We start from the raw sequence: 19,242 nt of genomic DNA, 5'->3' as shown, positions 1-19,242 counted from the left end.
GTACATGTAAAGTTGCGTTAGAGCTGTATTCAAGTCAAAGCTTTCCGTTCGCTTCCCCTGCAGAATTCAAGAAAGAGGAGGCCGCTTCGAACTTTTTTTAAAGCTTGCTGAATTTTGACTGTTCCTATTATAATTTCTTTTTGGGCTACAAGCAATTTCAACATAATCCAAGTGAGGTATAAACATGCTGGCGATTGATGTCAAAGATTTGCGCAAGACGTTTAATGTCCAGAAAAGCCGTGGCGGCCTGAAGGGCGCATTCCAGGATCTGTTTGCACGTCAATACCAAGAAGTATTGGCAGTTAACGATATTTCGTTTCAGATTCCTCAGGGCGAAATATGCGGATACATTGGGGAGAATGGTGCCGGCAAATCAACAACGATCAAGATGTTGACCGGCATTTTGGTGCCTACATCCGGACATATATCCGTTGGCGGGTATGTTCCGTATCAGGAACGTGAGAAGTTTGTCAAAAATATTGGCGTAGTATTTGGTCAGCGAAGCCAGCTGTGGTGGGATATCGGCGTTATTGAATCCTTTCATCTGCTTCGCAAAGTGTACCGCGTAGGGGAACAGGACTTCCGTAAACGACTGGACGAGCTGGTCGAGCGTCTGCAGCTGCAGGAATTGTTGAGTCGTCCGGTACGCAAGCTCAGTCTTGGTCAGCGGATGCGATGTGAACTGGTGGCGGCGCTGCTGCACAATCCAAGCATCGTCTTTTTGGATGAGCCGACGATTGGTCTGGATATCGTGGTGAAGTCGGAGATTCGCGAGTTTTTGAAAGATATGAATGAGGAGCATGGCACAACCATTCTGCTTACAACCCATGATCTGCAGGATATCGAAGCCCTGTGCTCGCGCGTCATTATGCTGGATGCAGGCAGTATTATCTATGATGGGGGTCTGGATCACCTCAAGTCCCAGTGGGGCACGGAGCGGGAGGTTCGCTTTAAGTTTGGTACAGGTCACACGATAACCCAGATGCAGGAATGGACGGCTGCGATGCCTGTGCGCTGGACCGTAGAGAATGAGCTGTCCGCTTCCGTGTGGATTCCGCTGGAACTGAACGTGTCGGATGTGCTCGGTCGTGTTGTGGGACAGGCGGATATTACGGATATCCAGATTATTGAAACCAATACGGATGAGATTGTCCGGAGCATCTATCAGTCTGGTTCTGCGGAGCGTCCGGAGATCGTGTCAGCAGGAAATGAAGCGGCAGGTGCTTCCTGAATGAATAGTGCGTTTATCGATTTCATGCGCATTCGTTTTCTGACGATGCTCGCATATCGAGTTAATTATTATTCCGGCATTTTGATATATACGCTGAATATCGGCGTGTATTACTTTACGTGGCAAGCTATTTACGGAGGCAGCGGAGAGATTGGCGGTTTTACGGCAGCGCAGATGACAACGTATGTTGCGGTCTCGTGGATGGCGCGCGCGTTTTATTTTAACAACCTGGATCGGGAGATCGCTGCTGATATTCGGGATGGCTCCATTGCGATTCAGTTCATAAGGCCGATTAACTATGTGATGGTCAAAATGATGCAGGGGCTTGGCGAAGGTATTTTCCGCTTCCTGCTGCTCATGATTCCGGGCATGCTGATTGCCATTCTGCTGTTCCCGGTGGAACTTCCCACAGCGCCATCGGCTTGGATCGGTTTTCTCGTCATGCTGTTCTTCAGTTTCGTTATTAATTCCCAGATTAATGTCATTACGGGACTGGCGGCATTTTTTGTGGAGAACAACGAAGGTATGATGCGCATGAAACGTGTCGTAGTTGATTTGTTCTCAGGCTTGATTATTCCAATCAGTCTGTATCCGGGCTGGTTGTCCGCCATCATGAAGGTACTGCCTTTTCAGGCGATTACGTATCTTCCCGGCTCGGTCTTCACGGGCAGAGTAGAGGGTACAGGCATCTGGAATGTACTCGGCATTCAGGTACTGTGGTTCATGCTGCTGCTGCTGCCGATGGTGCTGATCTGGCGGCAGGCGCGCAAGCGTCTGTTCGTGCAAGGGGGATAAGCGAATGTACTATATCGGTCTGATCTGGGAATATTTGAAAAATTATATGAAGACACGTCTGACGTACCGCGCCGACTTCTGGGTGGAGATTATCTCGGATCTGCTGTTTCAGGCAACGAATCTGATCTTTATCTTTGTGGTGTTCCGGCATACGGATAACCTCGGCGGCTGGAGTGAGGCGGAAGTTTTGTTTGTATACGGGTACTTTATGGTGCCATACGGCATCTTTAGCTGTTTTATCAATCTGTGGGGGTTCAGCGAACGGTATATTGTCAAAGGCGAAATGGACCGTATTCTGACACGACCGGCACATAATCTGTTCCAGATCCTGCTTGAAAATGTTGATCCGCCCTCTCTCGTAGGCTCATTCATCGGGTTGATCATCATGATCAGCAGCGGAGCAGAGATGGGTCTGGTGCTGGAATGGTGGCATATCCCTGCCTTGATTATTCTGGCGATTAGTTCAGTTCTAATCTATGCGGGCATCTATACCACCTTGACATCATTGTCCTTTTACTCGGATGCGCCGACAGGCATACTACCGCTAATGTACAATATTCAAGGGTATGGACGTTATCCGGTAACGATCTATAACAGAGCGATTCAGGTGCTGCTCACTTGGATCATCCCGTTTGCCTTTGTCGGCATCTATCCTGCAGCACTATTCCTTGATCGAGCTGAAATGCATCGTATGGCTTTGCTCACTCCGGTCATGGGACTGGTGTTTGCAGCCATTGGACTTACCTTGTGGAACTTTGGTGTAAAGAGGTACCGGGGAGCGGGATCATAACCGGGACTCCAGCACGAGTGTATAGCGTCCATTTTCAAGAAGTTCGTAAGGGAGTCCAAGGATGGGGTAACATGTATTTAACGTGAATTACAAGGAGGACATGAAGATGACTTTAACAGAAGGTGTACAAGTCCCGGATTTCGAGCTGCCATCCAGCTCGGGTGAGTCGGTGAAGCTGTCTGATTATCGGGGTAAACGTGTCTTGATTTACTTTTATCCGAAAGATATGACCTCTTCCTGTACCCAGCAAGCCTGTGATTTCCGTGATCGGCATGAGGAGTTTCAGGGGCTGAATACCGTTATTCTGGGGATCAGTACCGACCAGATGAAACAGCATGACAAATTTATTGCCAAATACGGACTGCCCTTTATCCTGTTATCGGATGAGGAGCATGCTGTTGCGGAGCAGTTCGGTGTGTGGCAGCTGAAGAAAATGTACGGCAAAGAGTACATGGGAATCGTGCGTTCAACCTTCCTGCTGGATGAAGAGGGCAGGCTGATCAAGCAGTGGGCGAAGGTACGAGTGAAGGGGCATATTGAAGAGGCGCTGGAGACAGTCAAGGCTCTGTAGGACGTCCACATTTTGAATAAAATTAAAAACAGGCTGTATCCATGGACTGAAAAGTTCCGGATGCAGCCTGTTTATTCTGCTTCAGCGGCCGATCTGCCGCGGCGCTTCTTGAAGCCTTGTTTGACCCGATGGATCAAGATAAGCAGTGACGGAATAATCAGGCATATCGTAAAATCCCAATCAAACCAAGCATAGATAATGGTTGTGGTATAGAAAACAATATTTGGAGCAAGGACGACAGACATTGCAAAGAACAGCATCATCGATGGCAAAACCAGAGGTTTATAACTTTTTAATCGAAATAATTGAGCAGTACCCAATACGAACCCGAAGATATATATGATGGTTTTGAAGTACGTGGACACCAGCCACGCCGTAGCCGTTAGGGCTTCGATCCGTTGAAAAAAGTTTCCGACATTGATTTTCTGTGCCAAAACATAAGATATATAAATATTGTGCTGTGTGAGCATAGGGCCCATCACAAGCAGGGCAATAAACAGAAGAGAGGTTAGCAGCGCACCTCCAAACAGGGTAGAAAGCATCATATCCCGGCGAACATGCGAATCATGTTTAATGTATGGGAGAATCATTGACAGAATAATAAGCTCTCCATACGAGGCTGTAGCACCGCGGATACTGCCTGATACCATAGGGAAAAAGGGTGTGCTTAAATAGGGTTTTATCCGGGAGAGCTCTGCCTTTGGGAGCAAAAATATAATGAGGATGAGCAGTCCGACAATAACAAAAGGGACCCAAACTTCAGCGCTTTTTCCGATAGACCCCAGGCCTTTCACCATTCCCCAGGTGAGTGCTGCAACAAAAAGCAGAAGTATAGCTCTTATTGGGGTATATAGATAAATTTGCGTCGTCATAAAATCCCCGACTTCTCGAATACATATGGAAGCTCCCATCATAAAATAGAACAAATAACCTACGGACAGAATAGAACCGATCCATACCCCGAGTATTTTGGGACAGATTTCAATTAATGATAGGGTCGGATATGTTTGATGCAGCTTATAGAGCAACCACAATATACATAATCCGATCGGCTGAGATATGATGGAACAGATCCAGGCATCTTGATTACCTGAATAAGTGACCATCGTGGGATAGATCAAAATCATGTCCCCAATCATTGTCATGAGTGCCAGGACTGTGAACTGGCGAATCGTCAATCGCTCCTGAACCAGCATGGCGTGCACTCCTTTCAATTCAAGTCAGGCTTTGCTAAAACGGGTCTTGGTTAAGTGGATGAGCAGCAGCATACCAGGCAATATAATACCTATCGTTGTGTCCCAATCGACCCAGTAGGGGACCACGGTAATAACGATGAAGATCACACCAGGAGCAATGACGTTAGATAAACCGAATACAAGCATGGAGGTAGGCAGAATTAAAGAACGATACTGCTGCATCTTAAACAGTTCAGCAATGCCTATCGTGAAAGCATACATATAGATTACAGCTTTGAAGTATGTTGAGATGAGCCAGGCAGATGCCATAAACGCCTCAATTCTCTGAAAAAAGTCGGCGACATTAATTTTCTGAGCCAGTATAAAAGAGGCATAGATGCTGTGCTGTGACAAAAAGGCACCCAGTACAAGCAGAGAAATGATAACCAGCATGGCAAGCATCAGATTGCCCAGGCCGGCAGCGATAATAACATCCCGATTCCGGTGGAGCTGGCTGACGGTATAGGGAAGCAGCATGAGGATGGGAATAGCTTCGCCCACAGGATAGATGATACTTACCAAAATACCCTGAGCCAAAGTAACAATGTCGGTGTCTTGAACTGGTTTCAGGTTGCGGGCATCTACTTCGGGCAGTAGACAGAAGGAAAGGGTAAGGATGAATATGACAATAATCGGCAGCAACAGCTCACTAGTTCTTCCGATGGTTTCAATTCCGTTGTGTACGCTCCAGCAAACAGCAATGACAAATAAAAGGATAAGCACACGAATGGGGGTATAAGGGAAGATTTGTGAGACCATAAAATCACCTACTTCCCGGGTATGGGTAGATGCACCCATAACAAAAAAGTACAAGTAAAATACAGCCACCAGCGTTCCGGGCCAGAACCCAAGGATGCTCCGAGCTATGGAGACCAGGTTCTGATCCGGGTATGCTTTACCCAGTTTGAGGAACATCGCCATAAGAAGCATGCTGATTGGAACACCGATCAGGGCACAAATCCAGGAATTCTGTTTGGCATACGACGTGATGACTGAAGGATAGATCAGCATCATATCGCCTACGACCATCATAAAGGTCAAGGCTGCCAGTGCGCGGGTACCCAGGCGTCCCTTTTCGAGCATCGATTTCACTCCTTTGGCTAAGTTCCAGTGAGGTAAGCCAGTAATTGATTAACGGGTTCATAGATCCAGATGATGATGTACAAGGGGCTGGGGAATTCCCACAAATTAACAGCAATCACACTGAACACTGTAGCTGTGAGCAGCATACCGCTGTACACAGCGGTTTCTTTCCACTGCTTGCCCCGAATGAGCTTGGGCAGATCGATTAATCCAATCAAACATCCGATTACAACAGCTGTGATAGAGAGCAGCATATCCTCAATCCTTTATTTGATTTTTGAAAGAGTTGTCGAGGGCGCCCACACGCCTGATTTGGGCTTTTGTTTCATAAACTACGTCAAGATTTTCAAAGTATTTATCCCAATCATTCTCTACTTTTTTGAAGAATTTAGGATCATTCTGGTAAATCTCCTGGCCAAAGCCGAAGATGTCTACATGATACTTGCGGCGTACCGCATTAACGGATTTCTGCATAAGCTCCTTGAGACGATCTTCGGACACCTTTTCCAACTCACGAATGGCTGTCATGGAACCAATCTGCATACTGCAGTCAACTGATGCAACAGAAGATACAATATGAAGTTTGATCTTCACTTGAGGTTCTCCGTTGACAACTTTGGCTTTACGATCCGTTGAAGCCCGAAGGGTTTTCATCGTAACGACTCCTTCTCCACTTGGGCAGTCCACATGACCCATCGTAGATTTCACATTCCCCCGGATGTAATTGTATCCCTTAGACTCATCTTCATTCAGCCAGCCAATCAGCTTGTCACCTTTAAATACACTCAGGCCTGTTGTATTCAGTTTCGCACCTGTACGGATGGTGGATATGTTCTCCAGACTGCTCTTTTTGTTCTGATTCCCTATAATTTCAACACCGGTAATAACCGGATTGATACCAGGTGTAAGCATAAAGTCCATAAGTTGATCCCCTGTTACCGTCGTTGTGGGGGACCACGTTTTGGCTGAGACATCCAAAGAATTGAACAATTTATCAGCCGGAATGTTATCCAGAGGCGTAAGCAGGTTAAGTACTTCAGCAGCTGTCGTTTTACGCGCTACCATAACGTAATAATCTGGCCGAACCGAGGGTTCTCTCATAAGTGCCTCCATCACGTCGTAGATCCCCTCATTGCGGGCAAAATCCTCTCCGAATATGAGAACCCGAATATGAGACATAAATATTCTCCGCGGGCTGGTTTGGGTGAGACTTTGAATGGCCTCGAACAGTGACTTTCCCGTTGCCTGATACTGGGTCACAGGTGTACCTTTCCCGCCCACAGCTTTGGCTGATATTTCATTCGGTACGACAATCTGGGCACTTACCCGAATCTGGTCCCCTTCCTTATCGACCCCAAGGCCGAGCATGATGCCAAGTTCATTAAGTTCATGGCGATCCCAGCAGCCGGTCAGCAGGGGAAGCAGCATGGCAAGGGATAACAGCAGGCATAAACCTCTTCTCATATGATGATCTCCTGACTAAGTTAACGTTTCATTTTTCCGGGTTTTTGTCTCTTTACATTAGGTGTTCCTGTGGATAATGGCCTTGTTTTCATCCGGGACCAAGGTACGCGGAAGATCGTATCTTTGAGGTCTTTCTGGATATATGGTGCAAACGGAGTCATATACGAAATACCGAATGAGCGAAGGCTGCATAGATGAGTTACCGTAATCAGCAGCACGATCAGAATACCGTAGAAACCGAAGGCTGCGGCCAATATCATTAATACAAAGCGAAGAATTCGCACGGAAATTGAAAGGCCGTTCTCCGGGATTACGTAACTGGATATTGCCGTAATCGATACGATAATAACCATAGCGGCAGATACGACACCTGCGTCTACCGCTGCTTGCCCAATGACCAGCGTACCTACGATGGATACAGCCTGCCCGACTGTTTTGGGAATCCGGATACCGGCTTCGCGCAAAATTTCATAGGTCAATTCCATGAGGAGGGCCTCAATAAAAGCAGGAAAGGGTACACCTTCCCGCTGAGCAGCCAGGCTGATCAGCAGGTTGGTTGGCAGCATTTCCTGATGAAATGTTGAAATAGCGATATAGAAGGCCGGTGCCAGCATGGCGATAAAGAAGGACAGATATCGAATCATACGAATCAGTGTGCTGATATCTGCTCGCTGATAATAGTCCTCGGGAGACTGGAAAAAATGAACGAACAGAGCGGGAACAAGCAGAACAAAGGGGGTGCCATCGACGATAATGGCTACGCGACCTTCCAGTAAGGCAGCCGAAATGGTATCTGGACGTTCACTGTTATATACGGTCGGAAAGATCGTTTTTGTTTTGTCCTGCACAAGTTCCTCGATGTACCCGCTCTCCAGAATACTGTCGATATCGATCTCATCCAGTCTCCTGCGAAGTTCCTGAACGACGTCCTCGTTTACAATGTGCTCCAGATATACGACAGCTACGCGGGTTTTGGTGACTCGTCCAATCTCACGCTCTTCAATCCACAGATGGGGATCACGAATTCGTTTGCGGATTAATGCGGTATTTGTCCGCATATTTTCTGTGAAACCTTCCATGGGACCCCGTACAACCGTTTGGGAGACAGGCTCACCAACGGGACGATCCTCCCAGCCTGCCGCGCCGATTTTCAATCCGCGAGAGGATCCCTCCAGCAGCAGAATGATATCCCCTGCCAGCATGGAATTCATTACATCATCCATATCGTTGACCCAGAGTACTTCACCGGCAGTAAGAACATCATTCTGCAGGTAGGACAGATGTTCGTCGTCTGCAGAAAAGTCAGGCAAACTTCGTTCCTGCAGCAGAGACTGCAGGATGGCATTATTCAGAATCTGGACGTCAATCAGTCCGTCAATATACAGCAAAACAGATGGCCATTTATGCAGGGTCTGCAGCGGACGGATCATCAGGTCATTACTGTTACCCATGGCGTCCTTGCAGTACGTAATATTCTCATGCAGGTTGGGATGAATTGACTGTGATTCCTGCGGTGTCTGTGTTTCTGAAGCCATGCTGTCCCCCCTATCTATACATCCCTTTATTTGCAAGTAGTATGACCGGGAGTTTTTCAATTTATGAAAAAAAGATAATTTACGTTTTATTTCATAACGAATAGAAGCGAACGCAAAAAAAAGCCGTGCAGTCGCACGACTTTAAACCTAGATCACCAGACAGCGATCAGTCTGCATTTTGCTTTTGTCTTTGAGGAACAGGCACTGCCTTGTGGGCTCTGCGGTTTGTCCAGCTTTTACGATACCGATAGATCACGGCAATCAGCAGCACAAGCCCGATGACTGCCAGAATGACAGCTGTATATTTATGAGCGAGCGTGAAAATCGCGTTCCAGCCAGGTCCGAACAGCTTACCAATTCCAAGGAACAGCACTACCCAGAACAGTGCGCCCGAATAGGCATATAGAGCAAACTTGCGGAATGGAATCGCAGCAATGCCTGAGAAGTAACCCGTGAAGTGACGGACTCCCGGAATAAAGTATCCGATGAAAATTAAGGCGTTGCCGTACTTGGCAAACCACTTCTGTGTTTTATCCAGCTTGTCCGGTTTGAGGAAAAACCATTTTCCATATCGCATGATAAAGGGAAGGCCGGCTCGGGCACCAATGAAATACGTTATGGTCATGCCGATCGTCGTTCCGAGAAACGCCAATATCACAAGCGTACCGAAATCCAGCTGCCCTCTGTAGGACAGGTAACCCGCATATGCCATGGTCGTTTCTCCTGGGAAGGGAAGTGCAATAAACTCCAGCAGCAGACCGAAAAACAATACGCTGTATCCGTAAGAGCCGAATAACTGCTGGACCTTCTCAAGTATTTCCAATAGGTTCACACTCCTGGTGATTCATATGAATCAGGCTGTTCCGACAGCTGCATGCCCGTTCATATTCATTATTTTCTAATGCTACCGAATTGCAGATCAAGAATCAATGACCCCATTGCAGAAGCCTGTGACAATTGCAGTAAAATAATAGATCAAATGACGTCTTTTTTGTGATCCGTCCCCATATAATTCTAACAAATCTGCTGAAGTCTATCAGCAAATTCACTAGAGTGTGGAGGTTGATTCACCAATGGCACAGAAATCGGGAAGATGGACGGAACAAAAACAAAACGGGCAGCTTGCTGAACAGCAAACTTCATATCATTCCGCTGAGAGATGGCGATTGCGGCGGCATCTGTCCATGTGGTGCTCATTTGTTATACTGCTGCTGGCAGGGGTGCTTGGAGCAGGTGCAATGTCAGCTGAAGCGGCAGCGAAAAGTGATAAGCCAGACAAGGTAGTCTACCTGAGCTTTGACGATGGGCCAGGCAAACATACACCGGAAGTTCTGGATATTTTGCGCGATGAAGAGGTTCCAGCTACTTTTTTTGTGCTGGGAGAACACGCTGAGCGCATGCCTGGAATGATCAAACGCATGATACGTGAAGGGCATACCCTTGGCAATCATACATATAACCATGAATATAACGAGCTTTACCGCAATTTTCAAACGTTCTGGCAGCAAATCAAACGCACGGAAGATATCCTTAACCGCATTGCAGGCGTTCGCCCTGCACTTGTAAGAGCACCTGGCGGAACATACGGACATTTTGACCAGACTTATTTTGACCTGTTGAAAAAGGGAGGATACGCTGTCATGGACTGGAACGTGGACAGCGGCGATTCCAAGCGGCGGAATGTGCCCGCCAGTGAAATTAAAGCTCATGCTGTAAACGTCCCGGCAGGAACATCTTCTGCCATTGTGCTGATGCATGACGGAGGAGCACATGCCGAGACGGTGAAGGCACTGCCAGACATTATTCACTATTACAAACAGCAGGGCTACCGTTTTGAATTGATGCAGGCATCAGACAAACCTGTGCAGTTTCAGGTTAAACCTGCGGTTAAATATAAAAACCGTCCGTCCCCGAGTGCTGGCTGGATTGCCAAACATGTAGACACGAATGCAAACCAATGGCTCGCAGCCAAACCACTTCAGATTCAATTGGGATACACAACGATTGAACTTAGGCCTGGCGAATACCGGTTCAAAGATCAGAAAATCCTTGTTCCACTGCGCAGTTATATGACCAAACTGGGAGGCAGCATAAGCTGGGATCAAACCTCTGGTACAGCAACAACCTGGTGGAAAGACCGTATTGTGCAGATTAACCCGGTCAAGGGAACATTGACGTCCAAACGTTTACATAACCAGGAGGGCAGGACAGTACGGGGCGTTATAGAAAGCAGTGGAGGTACGATCTGGGCGGATGCGGGTGAATTAATGGAGCAGTTTGGGGCAGAGCAGTACGCTGTGCAATCAAGGGACAATGCGTGGATAATCACCGTGGACCCGCCGTGGACTTCGATGAATTTGAAACATTCCTACAGCATGATTTAAAAGAAATGGAGGATCATCTGACTATTCTCTCTACTTCCTGGTAAGAATGAATCATAGATTACGATAATCAGGATTTAAGTGACAGGGAAGGAGAGGTTAGTCCGATGACCAAGAAACGAATTGAACATGAACATGCCGTCGAGCTGTTGAACAGGGTCAGCAGTCGAATAGCCGAGGTGATCATCGGCAAGAAGCGGGAAATTCAATATATACTTACTGCGATGCTTAGTGAAGGACATGTGCTGCTGGAAGATGTGCCGGGTACAGGGAAAACCATGCTTATCCGCACGGCAGCTTCCTCGTTAAGCTGTGCAATGGGGCGTATTCAGTGTACGCCGGATGTGATGCCGGCAGATGTAACCGGTGTATCCATTTACCATGCGCCTGCAGGAGAGTTCAGGTTTAGACCGGGGCCGCTGATGAACAATATTGTGCTTGCCGATGAAATTAACCGTGCATCGCCCCGGACGCAATCTTCGTTATTAGAGGCCATGGAAGAACGCAGCGTGACGGTGGACGGCACGACCTATGCGCTGCCAAGACCCTTTCTGCTGCTTGCAACACAGAATCCGCTGCAATTTGAAGGTACGTACCGCCTGCCTGAAGCGCAGCTGGATCGGTTTATGATGCGAATTACGCTGGGGTATCCTGCACCTGAGCAGGAGGTAGAGCTGCTGTCTCGTGAGCGGAGTAACGATGTGCTGGAGAACATGCGTCCTATTCTGCTGGCTGAGGAAGTTACTGCAATGCAGCGTGAAGTCAGACGGGTGCATGTGGATGCCGTGATCAAGCAGTATCTCGTAGCGGTTGCCGTGGCGACGAGAAGTCACGATGCGGTGAGATTGGGAATCAGTCCTCGTGGAACGCTGGCCTGGATGACAGCTGTGCAGGCGTATGCCTATTTGCAGGGACGCAGTTACGCTGTACCGGATGATGTGAAATCACTTGCCGTACCGGTCCTCTCCCACCGGATTCAGCTGAAATCAATGAACAGGACAGACGGAAGTGCAGTGCAGGAGCAGGTGATCCATGAAGTGTTATCGACTGTGCCTGTACCCGTTCAGATGAGCGGTCAAGGCAGAGGGCGGCGCGCATGAGAGGGTTTCGCGGAAACTGGCCTCAAGTGATGGCTGCTGTTCTTCTGGCCTCTCTCTATTTCTGGCATGGCGGAAAATCAGCGTTGTTTCTGGCGGCTGTCTCCATGCTGATCTTGAGTTATGGAATACTGCTTCAAATCTTCGGTCCTCGTCACATTCATATACGCAGACATATCCGAAAAGATCAGATTGCGGCAGGAGAACGAATACGTGTTCATGTGCAGCTGGAGATTCGCTGTGTGCTTCCGCTGCTGTGGCTTGTAGTCTGCGACAACACCCCTGCAGGTGTACATCGTAAATTATTTTTTCCGGGTATGAAGAGGCAGTGGTCTTATCAATATGAGATAACTGGTCTTGCCCGGGGAGTGCATGCGTGGGAGCAGGGGCGAGCGTACTGGGGAGATGTTTTTGGATGGAACAAGGCGTACACCGTGCTTGAAGGTGAGCAGCCGATTGTGGTGGTACCAGCCTCCGCCGGACATGCCGGGTCGTCCATTTGGCCGGAAGCGTGTACGAACAGCGGGGAAGGTATGGGCTTGCATCGACATGTAGAGGGTGCTCCCGGAACGGAGATTCGTGAATATCAGCTGGGAGATTCTTTTAATCAGATTCATTGGAAAAGCACGGCCCGAACCGGAAAGCTCCACACATTGATTCCTGAAATGCCGCAGCGTACCTCGCTGGCGGTTGTAGTATACGAGGAACATTCCGGTTACGAGAAGCATGGTGCTGAAGATCAGACGCATGAAGCGTTTGAACGAGCAGTGATTGGCGCTGCTGATTGGGTTCGGGAAGCGGCAGATGCACAGATGCCCTGTCAGCTCTGGCTGAGCGGGGAAGAGCTGGCCGGTAAAGCGGACATGCCTTTGGGAGCTGTGTCACGGCATGAAGTACAGATAAATCGAAGCGGCGCTGCTGGAGAGGTGCAGGGGACCGATATTGATTCAGAGGAAAGATTAGCCTATGCGTTGAAACGGCTGGCTTACGCTCGTTTACGTAAGGAGATCGTACCGTCTGAAGTCCAGCTGGATGTTAGCAGGCTGGAACAGCTTCCTTACGGTTCAAGTATCCTCGTATTTACGGGACAGCTGGATGAACGCCTTGTGGTCTGGCTTGAGTATGCGGCTGCCTTGGACTTTCAGGCAGTTGTGCATTTAGCCAATGCTCCTGCAGCAATAGGCGGATATACAGAGAACAGCGGATATTCCTCAGCTGATTCTCACGTTGGTCCATTTGAAGAAAAGCAGCATCGACTGGAAGGAAAGCAGGATAAAACACTGGATCAGGTACGGAAGGCTGCAGGCGGGAATGCAGCTGCTGGAGCACCTGCGGCGTCCATCCCGTCCGTAAATACCAAGCGTACGGAAGAGTGGACGGGGCGCCTTATATCGAAAGGGATACGGGTAGTCTGTCAGGAGGCTGCTGCAAACGGGGGTTCGTTTGGCGGGAAGGCGGGGATTGTCGATGTGGGAGCGTAAAACAAAGCTTCGCACGGCATTTTCTGTTTCACCTGATCAGGCGGTTAAGAATCGCAGTTCAAGAGAGGTGCCGCCGTTATCGGTTGATGGCCCATTAACTGCGCCTTCGCTTTATCTATGGTTGATCACAGCAGGGCTGCTCGTATTGTGTATGGAATGGATATATCCTGTGACTGCTGCCGGTCAAACGGGCAGTGAGCGCTTTGCTGCGGTTATGGCGTGTTATTCGGCCGTTCTCTTATCCGCTGGAATGATTCGAACAGGCTGGGCTGCCAGTATCGTACTGCGCGTGCCTATTATATATGCTGCATTATGTATGATGTACGGAGCCGGTCATCCAATCGAGTGGGGTGTATCCTATCCCTCACTGCTTAATGCTGATCTGGGGGAATGGATCGACAAAGGGCACTTTCGTGTGATGAGCAGAGAAACCAGAGGGTTGTTCATGCTGTGCGGCTGGAGTATGCTGCTTGCTTCGGTGCAGTATCTGGTGATGCTTCGCCGCAGCATCTCTCTGTTTGGGGTCGGAACGTTAGTGTACCTGATTATGCTGGAGAGTTTTGCGGAATATGATGCTTATGGCTCGGTGGTCCGTTCAGTATGCTGGATGCTGTGTATTCAGGGTATGCTGTACCTTTTGCGTCTGTATGAAGGAACAGGTCATGTAGAATCTGGACCGGATCAGCCCAATGAACCTCAAAGTAAACATCGAAGAGTACATCGGCATACAGATGGAATTGCGCATCAAAGGATAGGTAGAAGTACACATCAAAATGTATACGCAAGCCGAAGTGGATATCAAAGTACAGACCCGGGCACAATTCAAAGCACGCAGCAGCGTACAAACCAAAGTACACTTCAAACTAGGATGAGCTGCAGAAAGAACAGCTCTCGTCCAATGCGGAGAAGCGTTTTTCTCTCCTGGATAGCTGTGTCGTTAGGAGCTGCTGTCAGTTTGGTACTGTTGTCTGTGGTTCCTGCCCGTATGACCTTCGTGTCACCTGCCGGGCACATCTCTGTTATGGATACGGTCGAACGATTGGCCAAATGGGCGGGGTATACTCCTTCTCGCAGTGTGCCGGCCGCCTTCAGTGTAACAGGGTACAGTACAGTCGATGCGCCTATGGGAGCACCCCTGGTACAGGGAAATGATCCTGTATTCACGGCAAACACTCCAGTGTCTACATATTGGAGAGGAGAAACACGTTCTTATTACAATGGAAGTGCGTGGAGTGATGTGGAGCAGCGCTTTCGTTACGCGGACGCTTCGGGTTTACTGCGTGCCGATGGATGGGAGGACCATCCGCATTGGCAGCGGGTTCGTCAGATCATCACCATGGAGAAGGAGTGGCGAGGGCCTAATCCACTGTTTACAGGAGGGCTGCCGGTAAGCTTGTCTTTTCAAGATGGCAGCAAAATGAATGGAAAAAATGAAAAGTCACTGCTGTCCAGTGATGATACAGGCACTTTATGGCTTGCTGCAGGAAGGGATCGAACGGAACGTGTTCGGAACTATACTGTGGATGTCATGGTACCGAATGTGACACCTGAGGAACTCCGGCAGAGTGCTGGTATGGAAAAGAAGAGCGTTAGTGAAGATGAGAAGAAGCGCTTTGGCGTGGATGAACAGAAAAGTGCTGGTCTGGATCACAAGAAGAATCGTTTGAATGAAACAACGAGCACTGGCGTGAAGACACAGGAGAATCTTGCCGGGAGCAGAGATAATCCAGTTGATCCGGCCTCCATACGCAGAAAGGATCTGCAGCTCCCGGGTACGCTTCCGCAGCGCGTAAGAGATCTGGCTGCCGAAATTGTCGGTACGAGTGCATCGAGGTACGATGCGGTTCAGGCCGTACGCAGTTATCTGCAGGCCAATGCCCGCTACTCGCTGGATACCCGGATGCCGACACGCGGCACGGATTTTGTGGATGATTTTCTGTTTGTGACCCGGGCGGGATATTGCAACCATTTCTCCACCGCCATGGTCGTACTGCTGCGTGCCGAAGGCATACCGGCACGCTGGGTGAAGGGTTACGCCCCGGGAGAGGCAGACCCTCAGGTCCCCGGGCGTGTTGTTGTCACCCAGGGAGATGCCCATTCCTGGGTAGAGGTATATTTTCCCGGCGTAGGCTGGATACCGTTTGAAGCTACGCCGGGGTTTGACTCTGCGCAGGCTGAAGATGCCAGCGCTGCGGTTGTCGCCGCGGCACAGCCTGGCGATGGGGCCCTGCTGCCGGGAATGAGCAGCGGGCTTGCCCGTGCAGGCGCGTGGCTGGCTGCGCGCGCACGGAATTTGGCCGCAGCGCCATGGCCAGCCGCGGCAGCACTTGCGGCAGCGGCGCTGCTGTGCGCCGCTGCGTGGGCCTGCGTGCGGCGGCTTCGCCCCGCACTGCGGCTTGGGCTGCTGCTGGCGTGGCCGCGCAGCAGCTTCCCGGACCGCGAGCGGCTGCTGCAGGCTGCCGCTCCGGTCTGGCACGCGCTTGCGCGGAAGTACGGCCCGCGGCCGCCGGGCATGACGCTGCGGGAGTACGCAGCGTCACCCGCCGTAGCCGCAGGCACGGACGGCGCGGACATCGCGCGCTTTGCAGCCGATTGGGAGCGGCTGCTGTATGGGCCAGACCGTCCGCTGCGCGCGGACAGTCTCGATTTCCTGCGCCGGGCACTTCGCCTGGCCCGGCGTACCCCAAGACGCCAGCGCTAATGCCTGCGCCAGCGCAGGAACAGGAGCAAGTCCGATGCAGGTACAAGCCTGCTCCGCCTACTTAAAGTATTAAACACGGTGGAGCATCCTGCTCCGTGCTTTATTGAAGCTGGATAGAAATATGAACTATCTCGCTTCCCATAAAGTCTCGTTTGCCCAAGGGTGAAGGAGACTTCTTTTGTTTTTTACAATAGGAATTCTGGGTCATCTCTCGGGGGCCTAACCCAATTGCTGTAATTCCTTTCAGTTTTCAACCTCAATGTGGACGGGACTAAACGGAACTTACCCTCTTTAACGATCCCCAGTGACGCTATTTGACCCATTTTGGTCACTTGGAAAACCTAACGATCCCTAGTAACCTTATTTACCTGAAATACCGCGTTTTTCGCCGGCTTTCAGGTGTTTTAGTTCAAATAGGACTCCTGAAAATCGTTAGGTCTCCAAACAGCCTCCAATGTTCAAAATAAGGTTCTGTGGAATCGTTAGCACTTTGAATTACACGTATCATTGCTATTACGGCTGCGGCTCGGCATATTTCTTGCAGCATGGCCCGTACCTGCTTTCCTAAACAAAGCTGCCTTATCAAAGCCTGCCTATTCTACCCCACGGCTGAGATATGCTTCGAATCCAATGGATGAAATCGGTGCTTTAATCCAATTCTAAAAGGACAGAAAAGATAGAGCATATGTGCAGATCGTATTGAACCAAAGTGCATCACGAAACCCGGGCCGGGGAATGGCAGCGGATGTCGCTCAATGTCGCAATTCCTCGTTGCCTGCCCGAAAATGGAGTTTCGTCTTTCCTTGACGGTAGGTTTTGTCGTTGCGTATAATTAGTTTCATTAATTGAGGGAGGCACGGTAATGAATAAGCAGAATGAAATTGTGGTTGTCCTTGACTTCGGGGGCCAATACAACCAGTTAATCGCCAGAAGAATCCGGGATCTTGGCGTATACAGCGAGCTTTTGCCGTATAACACACCAGCGGAGAAAATTGCAGAACTTGCACCAAAAGGGATCGTGTTCTCTGGAGGTCCATCCAGCGTATACGCCGAGAATGCACCGCACGTTGATCCGGGCGTTTATGACCTGGGCTTGCCAATCTTCGGTATTTGTTACGGAATGCAATTGATGGCACAGCAGCTTGAAGGTAAAGTCGAGCGCTCCGAGAAGCGTGAGTACGGCAAAGCTGACCTGGCGTTTGCCGCAGGTGCCGCACTTGCAAAAGGCATCGAAGGCGAGCATACCGTATGGATGAGTCACGGTGACCATGTTGTCACATTGCCTCCGGGCTTCAAACTGGATGCAGGTACGGAAAGTGCGCCAATCGCTGCAATGAGTAACGACGAGCGCAAATTGTATGCAGTTCAGTTCCACCCGGAAGTACGTCACTCCGTTCGCGGTAACGACATGATTCGCAATTTCCTGTTCGAAATCTGCGGTTGCGAAGGCAATTGGACGATGGAAACCTTTATTGATGACACCATCAAAGATATTCGTGCAAAAGTAGGCGACGGCAAAGTGCTGTGTGCGCTCAGCGGCGGCGTGGATTCTTCCGTTGTGGCAGCCCTGCTGCACAAAGCGATTGGCGATCAGCTGACATGTATGTTTATCGACCACGGCCTGCTGCGTAAAGGTGAAGCAGAGAGCGTAATGGAGACGTTTGTTGGCAAGTTTGATATGAAGGTTGTCAAAATCGATGCGCAGGAACGTTTCATGTCCAAGCTGGCTGGCGTGGATGATCCGGAGCAAAAACGTAAAATTATCGGTAACGAGTTTATTTATGTGTTTGATGAAGAGTCCAAACAGTTCGACGATTTCGAATTCCTGGCTCAAGGTACACTGTACACGGACATCGTAGAGAGCGGTACAGCTACGGCACAGACGATCAAATCCCACCACAACGTGGGCGGTCTGCCGGAAGACATGAATTTCAAACTGATCGAACCTTTGAACACACTGTTCAAGGATGAAGTACGTAAAGTAGGTACAGAATGCGGCCTGCCGGACGAAATCGTACACCGTCAACCTTTCCCTGGTCCGGGTCTTGCGATCCGTGTGCTTGGTGAAGTGACGGAAGAAAAACTGAAAATCGTTCGTGATTCCGACTATATCCTGCGTGAAGAAATCATTAAGGCCGGTCTGGACCGCGAAATCTGGCAGTATTTCACCGCCCTGCCTAACATGAAGAGTGTTGGCGTTATGGGTGACGCACGTACGTATTCCTACACGGTAGGTATTCGTGCGGTGACTTCGATCGACGGTATGACAGCAGACTGGGCACGTATCCCTTGGGACGTACTCGAGAAAATCTCCGTGCGGATCGTTAACGAGGTGGATAACGTAAACCGGATCGTCTATGACGTAACTTCCAAACCACCTGCAACGATTGAGTGGGAATAGGTCGTTAGTTATTCACAATATTAATCGTTCTGGAGCCTTGATAAGATAGGGTTTGTGGCACTTGCTCCGCTGGCAGTACGGTCACACCTGCAGCAATACATTGTACAAGTTACTCCCTTTTATTTGCGTTGTTTCGCAAATTGAAGGGAGTTTTTTTTGTGACCAGAATGAAGAATCTAGTTGAGGATTTTATAGTGGACCAAGAGACCTTTCTCAGAGCAAAGACATAAATCGACTCTTACTTATTGTGAATGTAAAGGTATCAGGATGGATTGTGATTTTAAAATTTGGCTTCGTGTCTTCAAGTAACATGATTAACAATTGAGAAATAATCCCTGATATAAAACTAATGAAAATCCGCTAAATCGTCGTTTTGGCGGTTCAATTTTGTTCAAAGATGATTTAAATCAATTTATACATAGTAACTGCAGATTTAAATCGATAGACTCAAGTTAAGGCTGTTGTGTTGAATGAAGA

General features: G+C 49.2%; 15 protein-coding genes. 9 read left to right on the top strand and 6 right to left on the bottom strand.

The window, feature by feature from the left end; translation table 11 throughout:
- Positions 1–184 precede the first annotated feature (184 nt).
- From ABXS70_RS22615 to bcp, 4 genes are all read left to right on the top strand, one after another.
- A complete protein-coding gene (locus tag ABXS70_RS22615; protein ID WP_342554149.1) occupies positions 185–1,231 on the top strand; it encodes an ABC transporter ATP-binding protein in 1,047 nt (348 codons plus the stop codon).
- A complete protein-coding gene (locus ABXS70_RS22610; RefSeq protein WP_342554150.1) occupies positions 1,232–2,026 on the top strand; it encodes an ABC-2 family transporter protein in 795 nt (264 codons plus the stop codon).
- Positions 2,027–2,030: 4 nt separating this feature from the next.
- Positions 2,031–2,816, top strand: coding sequence for an ABC-2 family transporter protein (locus ABXS70_RS22605; RefSeq protein WP_342554151.1), 786 nt, complete (start codon positions 2,031–2,033; stop codon positions 2,814–2,816).
- A gap of 106 nt (positions 2,817–2,922) precedes the next feature.
- Entirely contained in the window at positions 2,923–3,387 is a 465-nt protein-coding gene (bcp, locus tag ABXS70_RS22600) for a thioredoxin-dependent thiol peroxidase (protein WP_342554152.1), read from the top strand.
- A 71-nt stretch (positions 3,388–3,458) separates the two neighbouring features.
- Here bcp and ABXS70_RS22595 read toward each other — a convergent pair whose 3' ends face one another.
- The 6 genes from ABXS70_RS22595 to ABXS70_RS22570 all read right to left on the bottom strand — a co-directional run bounded on the left by ABXS70_RS22595 (position 3,459) and on the right by ABXS70_RS22570 (position 9,527).
- A complete protein-coding gene (locus ABXS70_RS22595; RefSeq protein WP_342554153.1) occupies positions 3,459–4,583 on the bottom strand; it encodes an endospore germination permease in 1,125 nt (374 codons plus the stop codon).
- Positions 4,584–4,607: 24 nt separating this feature from the next.
- Positions 4,608–5,705: an endospore germination permease gene (locus ABXS70_RS22590; RefSeq protein WP_366291004.1), complete on the bottom strand. Its 1,098-nt coding sequence runs from the start codon at positions 5,703–5,705 to the stop codon at positions 4,608–4,610.
- Between the two features lie 17 nt (positions 5,706–5,722).
- On the bottom strand, positions 5,723–5,959 hold the full coding sequence (locus ABXS70_RS22585; protein WP_342554155.1) for a hypothetical protein: 237 nt from the start codon (positions 5,957–5,959) through the stop codon (positions 5,723–5,725).
- 4 nt (positions 5,960–5,963) lie between these two features.
- The gene (locus ABXS70_RS22580; protein WP_342554156.1) at positions 5,964–7,169 is read right to left on the bottom strand and encodes a Ger(x)C family spore germination protein; all 1,206 of its coding nucleotides are present in this window, start codon (positions 7,167–7,169) and stop codon (positions 5,964–5,966) included.
- Positions 7,170–7,189: 20 nt separating this feature from the next.
- Entirely contained in the window at positions 7,190–8,704 is a 1,515-nt protein-coding gene (locus tag ABXS70_RS22575; protein WP_342554157.1) for a spore germination protein, read from the bottom strand.
- A 166-nt stretch (positions 8,705–8,870) separates the two neighbouring features.
- The gene (locus tag ABXS70_RS22570) at positions 8,871–9,527 is read right to left on the bottom strand and encodes a DedA family protein (protein WP_342554158.1); all 657 of its coding nucleotides are present in this window, start codon (positions 9,525–9,527) and stop codon (positions 8,871–8,873) included.
- A 250-nt stretch (positions 9,528–9,777) separates the two neighbouring features.
- Between ABXS70_RS22570 and ABXS70_RS22565 the strand changes: the two genes are divergently transcribed.
- The 5 genes from ABXS70_RS22565 (at position 9,778) to guaA (ending at position 18,765) form a co-directional block, all read left to right on the top strand.
- Positions 9,778–11,088 carry a polysaccharide deacetylase family protein gene (locus ABXS70_RS22565; protein WP_342554159.1) on the top strand — a complete coding sequence of 437 codons (1,311 nt, stop codon included), beginning with the start codon at positions 9,778–9,780 and terminating at the stop codon, positions 11,086–11,088.
- Positions 11,089–11,192: 104 nt separating this feature from the next.
- Positions 11,193–12,185, top strand: coding sequence for a MoxR family ATPase (locus ABXS70_RS22560; RefSeq protein ID WP_342554160.1), 993 nt, complete (start codon positions 11,193–11,195; stop codon positions 12,183–12,185).
- Positions 12,182–13,663, top strand: coding sequence for a DUF58 domain-containing protein (locus ABXS70_RS22555; protein ID WP_366290997.1), 1,482 nt, complete (start codon positions 12,182–12,184; stop codon positions 13,661–13,663). Before ABXS70_RS22560 ends, ABXS70_RS22555 begins: the two co-directional genes overlap by 4 nt.
- Positions 13,650–16,364: a transglutaminase domain-containing protein gene (locus ABXS70_RS22550; protein ID WP_366290994.1), complete on the top strand. Its 2,715-nt coding sequence runs from the start codon at positions 13,650–13,652 to the stop codon at positions 16,362–16,364. Before ABXS70_RS22555 ends, ABXS70_RS22550 begins: the two co-directional genes overlap by 14 nt.
- A gap of 862 nt (positions 16,365–17,226) precedes the next feature.
- Positions 17,227–18,765: a glutamine-hydrolyzing GMP synthase gene (gene guaA / locus ABXS70_RS22545; RefSeq protein WP_342554163.1), complete on the top strand. Its 1,539-nt coding sequence runs from the start codon at positions 17,227–17,229 to the stop codon at positions 18,763–18,765.
- Positions 18,766–19,242: the final 477 nt, after the last annotated feature.

Origin of the sequence: Paenibacillus sp. AN1007, from assembly GCF_040702995.1 — a bacterium.
Lineage (GTDB): Bacteria > Bacillota > Bacilli > Paenibacillales > Paenibacillaceae > Paenibacillus.
Note: the sequence above shows the minus strand (reverse complement) of the source record. Positions and strands in the feature narration are given on the sequence as shown.

Bases quoted from the DNA above. Each gene is read 5' to 3' on its own strand.
- ABXS70_RS22615 (WP_342554149.1), top strand. From the start codon at position 185: ATGCTGGCGATTGATGTCAAAGATTTGCGCAAGACGTTTAATGTCCAG.
- ABXS70_RS22610 (WP_342554150.1), top strand. From the start codon at position 1,232: ATGAATAGTGCGTTTATCGATTTCATGCGCATTCGTTTTCTGACGATG.
- ABXS70_RS22605 (WP_342554151.1), top strand. From the start codon at position 2,031: ATGTACTATATCGGTCTGATCTGGGAATATTTGAAAAATTATATGAAG.
- bcp (WP_342554152.1), top strand. From the start codon at position 2,923: ATGACTTTAACAGAAGGTGTACAAGTCCCGGATTTCGAGCTGCCATCC.
- ABXS70_RS22595 (WP_342554153.1), bottom strand. From the start codon at position 4,583: ATGCTGGTTCAGGAGCGATTGACGATTCGCCAGTTCACAGTCCTGGCA.
- ABXS70_RS22590 (WP_366291004.1), bottom strand. From the start codon at position 5,705: ATGCTCGAAAAGGGACGCCTGGGTACCCGCGCACTGGCAGCCTTGACC.
- ABXS70_RS22585 (WP_342554155.1), bottom strand. From the start codon at position 5,959: ATGCTGCTCTCTATCACAGCTGTTGTAATCGGATGTTTGATTGGATTA.
- ABXS70_RS22580 (WP_342554156.1), bottom strand. From the start codon at position 7,169: ATGAGAAGAGGTTTATGCCTGCTGTTATCCCTTGCCATGCTGCTTCCC.
- ABXS70_RS22575 (WP_342554157.1), bottom strand. From the start codon at position 8,704: ATGGCTTCAGAAACACAGACACCGCAGGAATCACAGTCAATTCATCCC.
- ABXS70_RS22565 (WP_342554159.1), top strand. From the start codon at position 9,778: ATGGCACAGAAATCGGGAAGATGGACGGAACAAAAACAAAACGGGCAG.
- ABXS70_RS22560 (WP_342554160.1), top strand. From the start codon at position 11,193: ATGACCAAGAAACGAATTGAACATGAACATGCCGTCGAGCTGTTGAAC.
- ABXS70_RS22555 (WP_366290997.1), top strand. From the start codon at position 12,182: ATGAGAGGGTTTCGCGGAAACTGGCCTCAAGTGATGGCTGCTGTTCTT.
- ABXS70_RS22550 (WP_366290994.1), top strand. From the start codon at position 13,650: ATGTGGGAGCGTAAAACAAAGCTTCGCACGGCATTTTCTGTTTCACCT.
- guaA (WP_342554163.1), top strand. From the start codon at position 17,227: ATGAATAAGCAGAATGAAATTGTGGTTGTCCTTGACTTCGGGGGCCAA.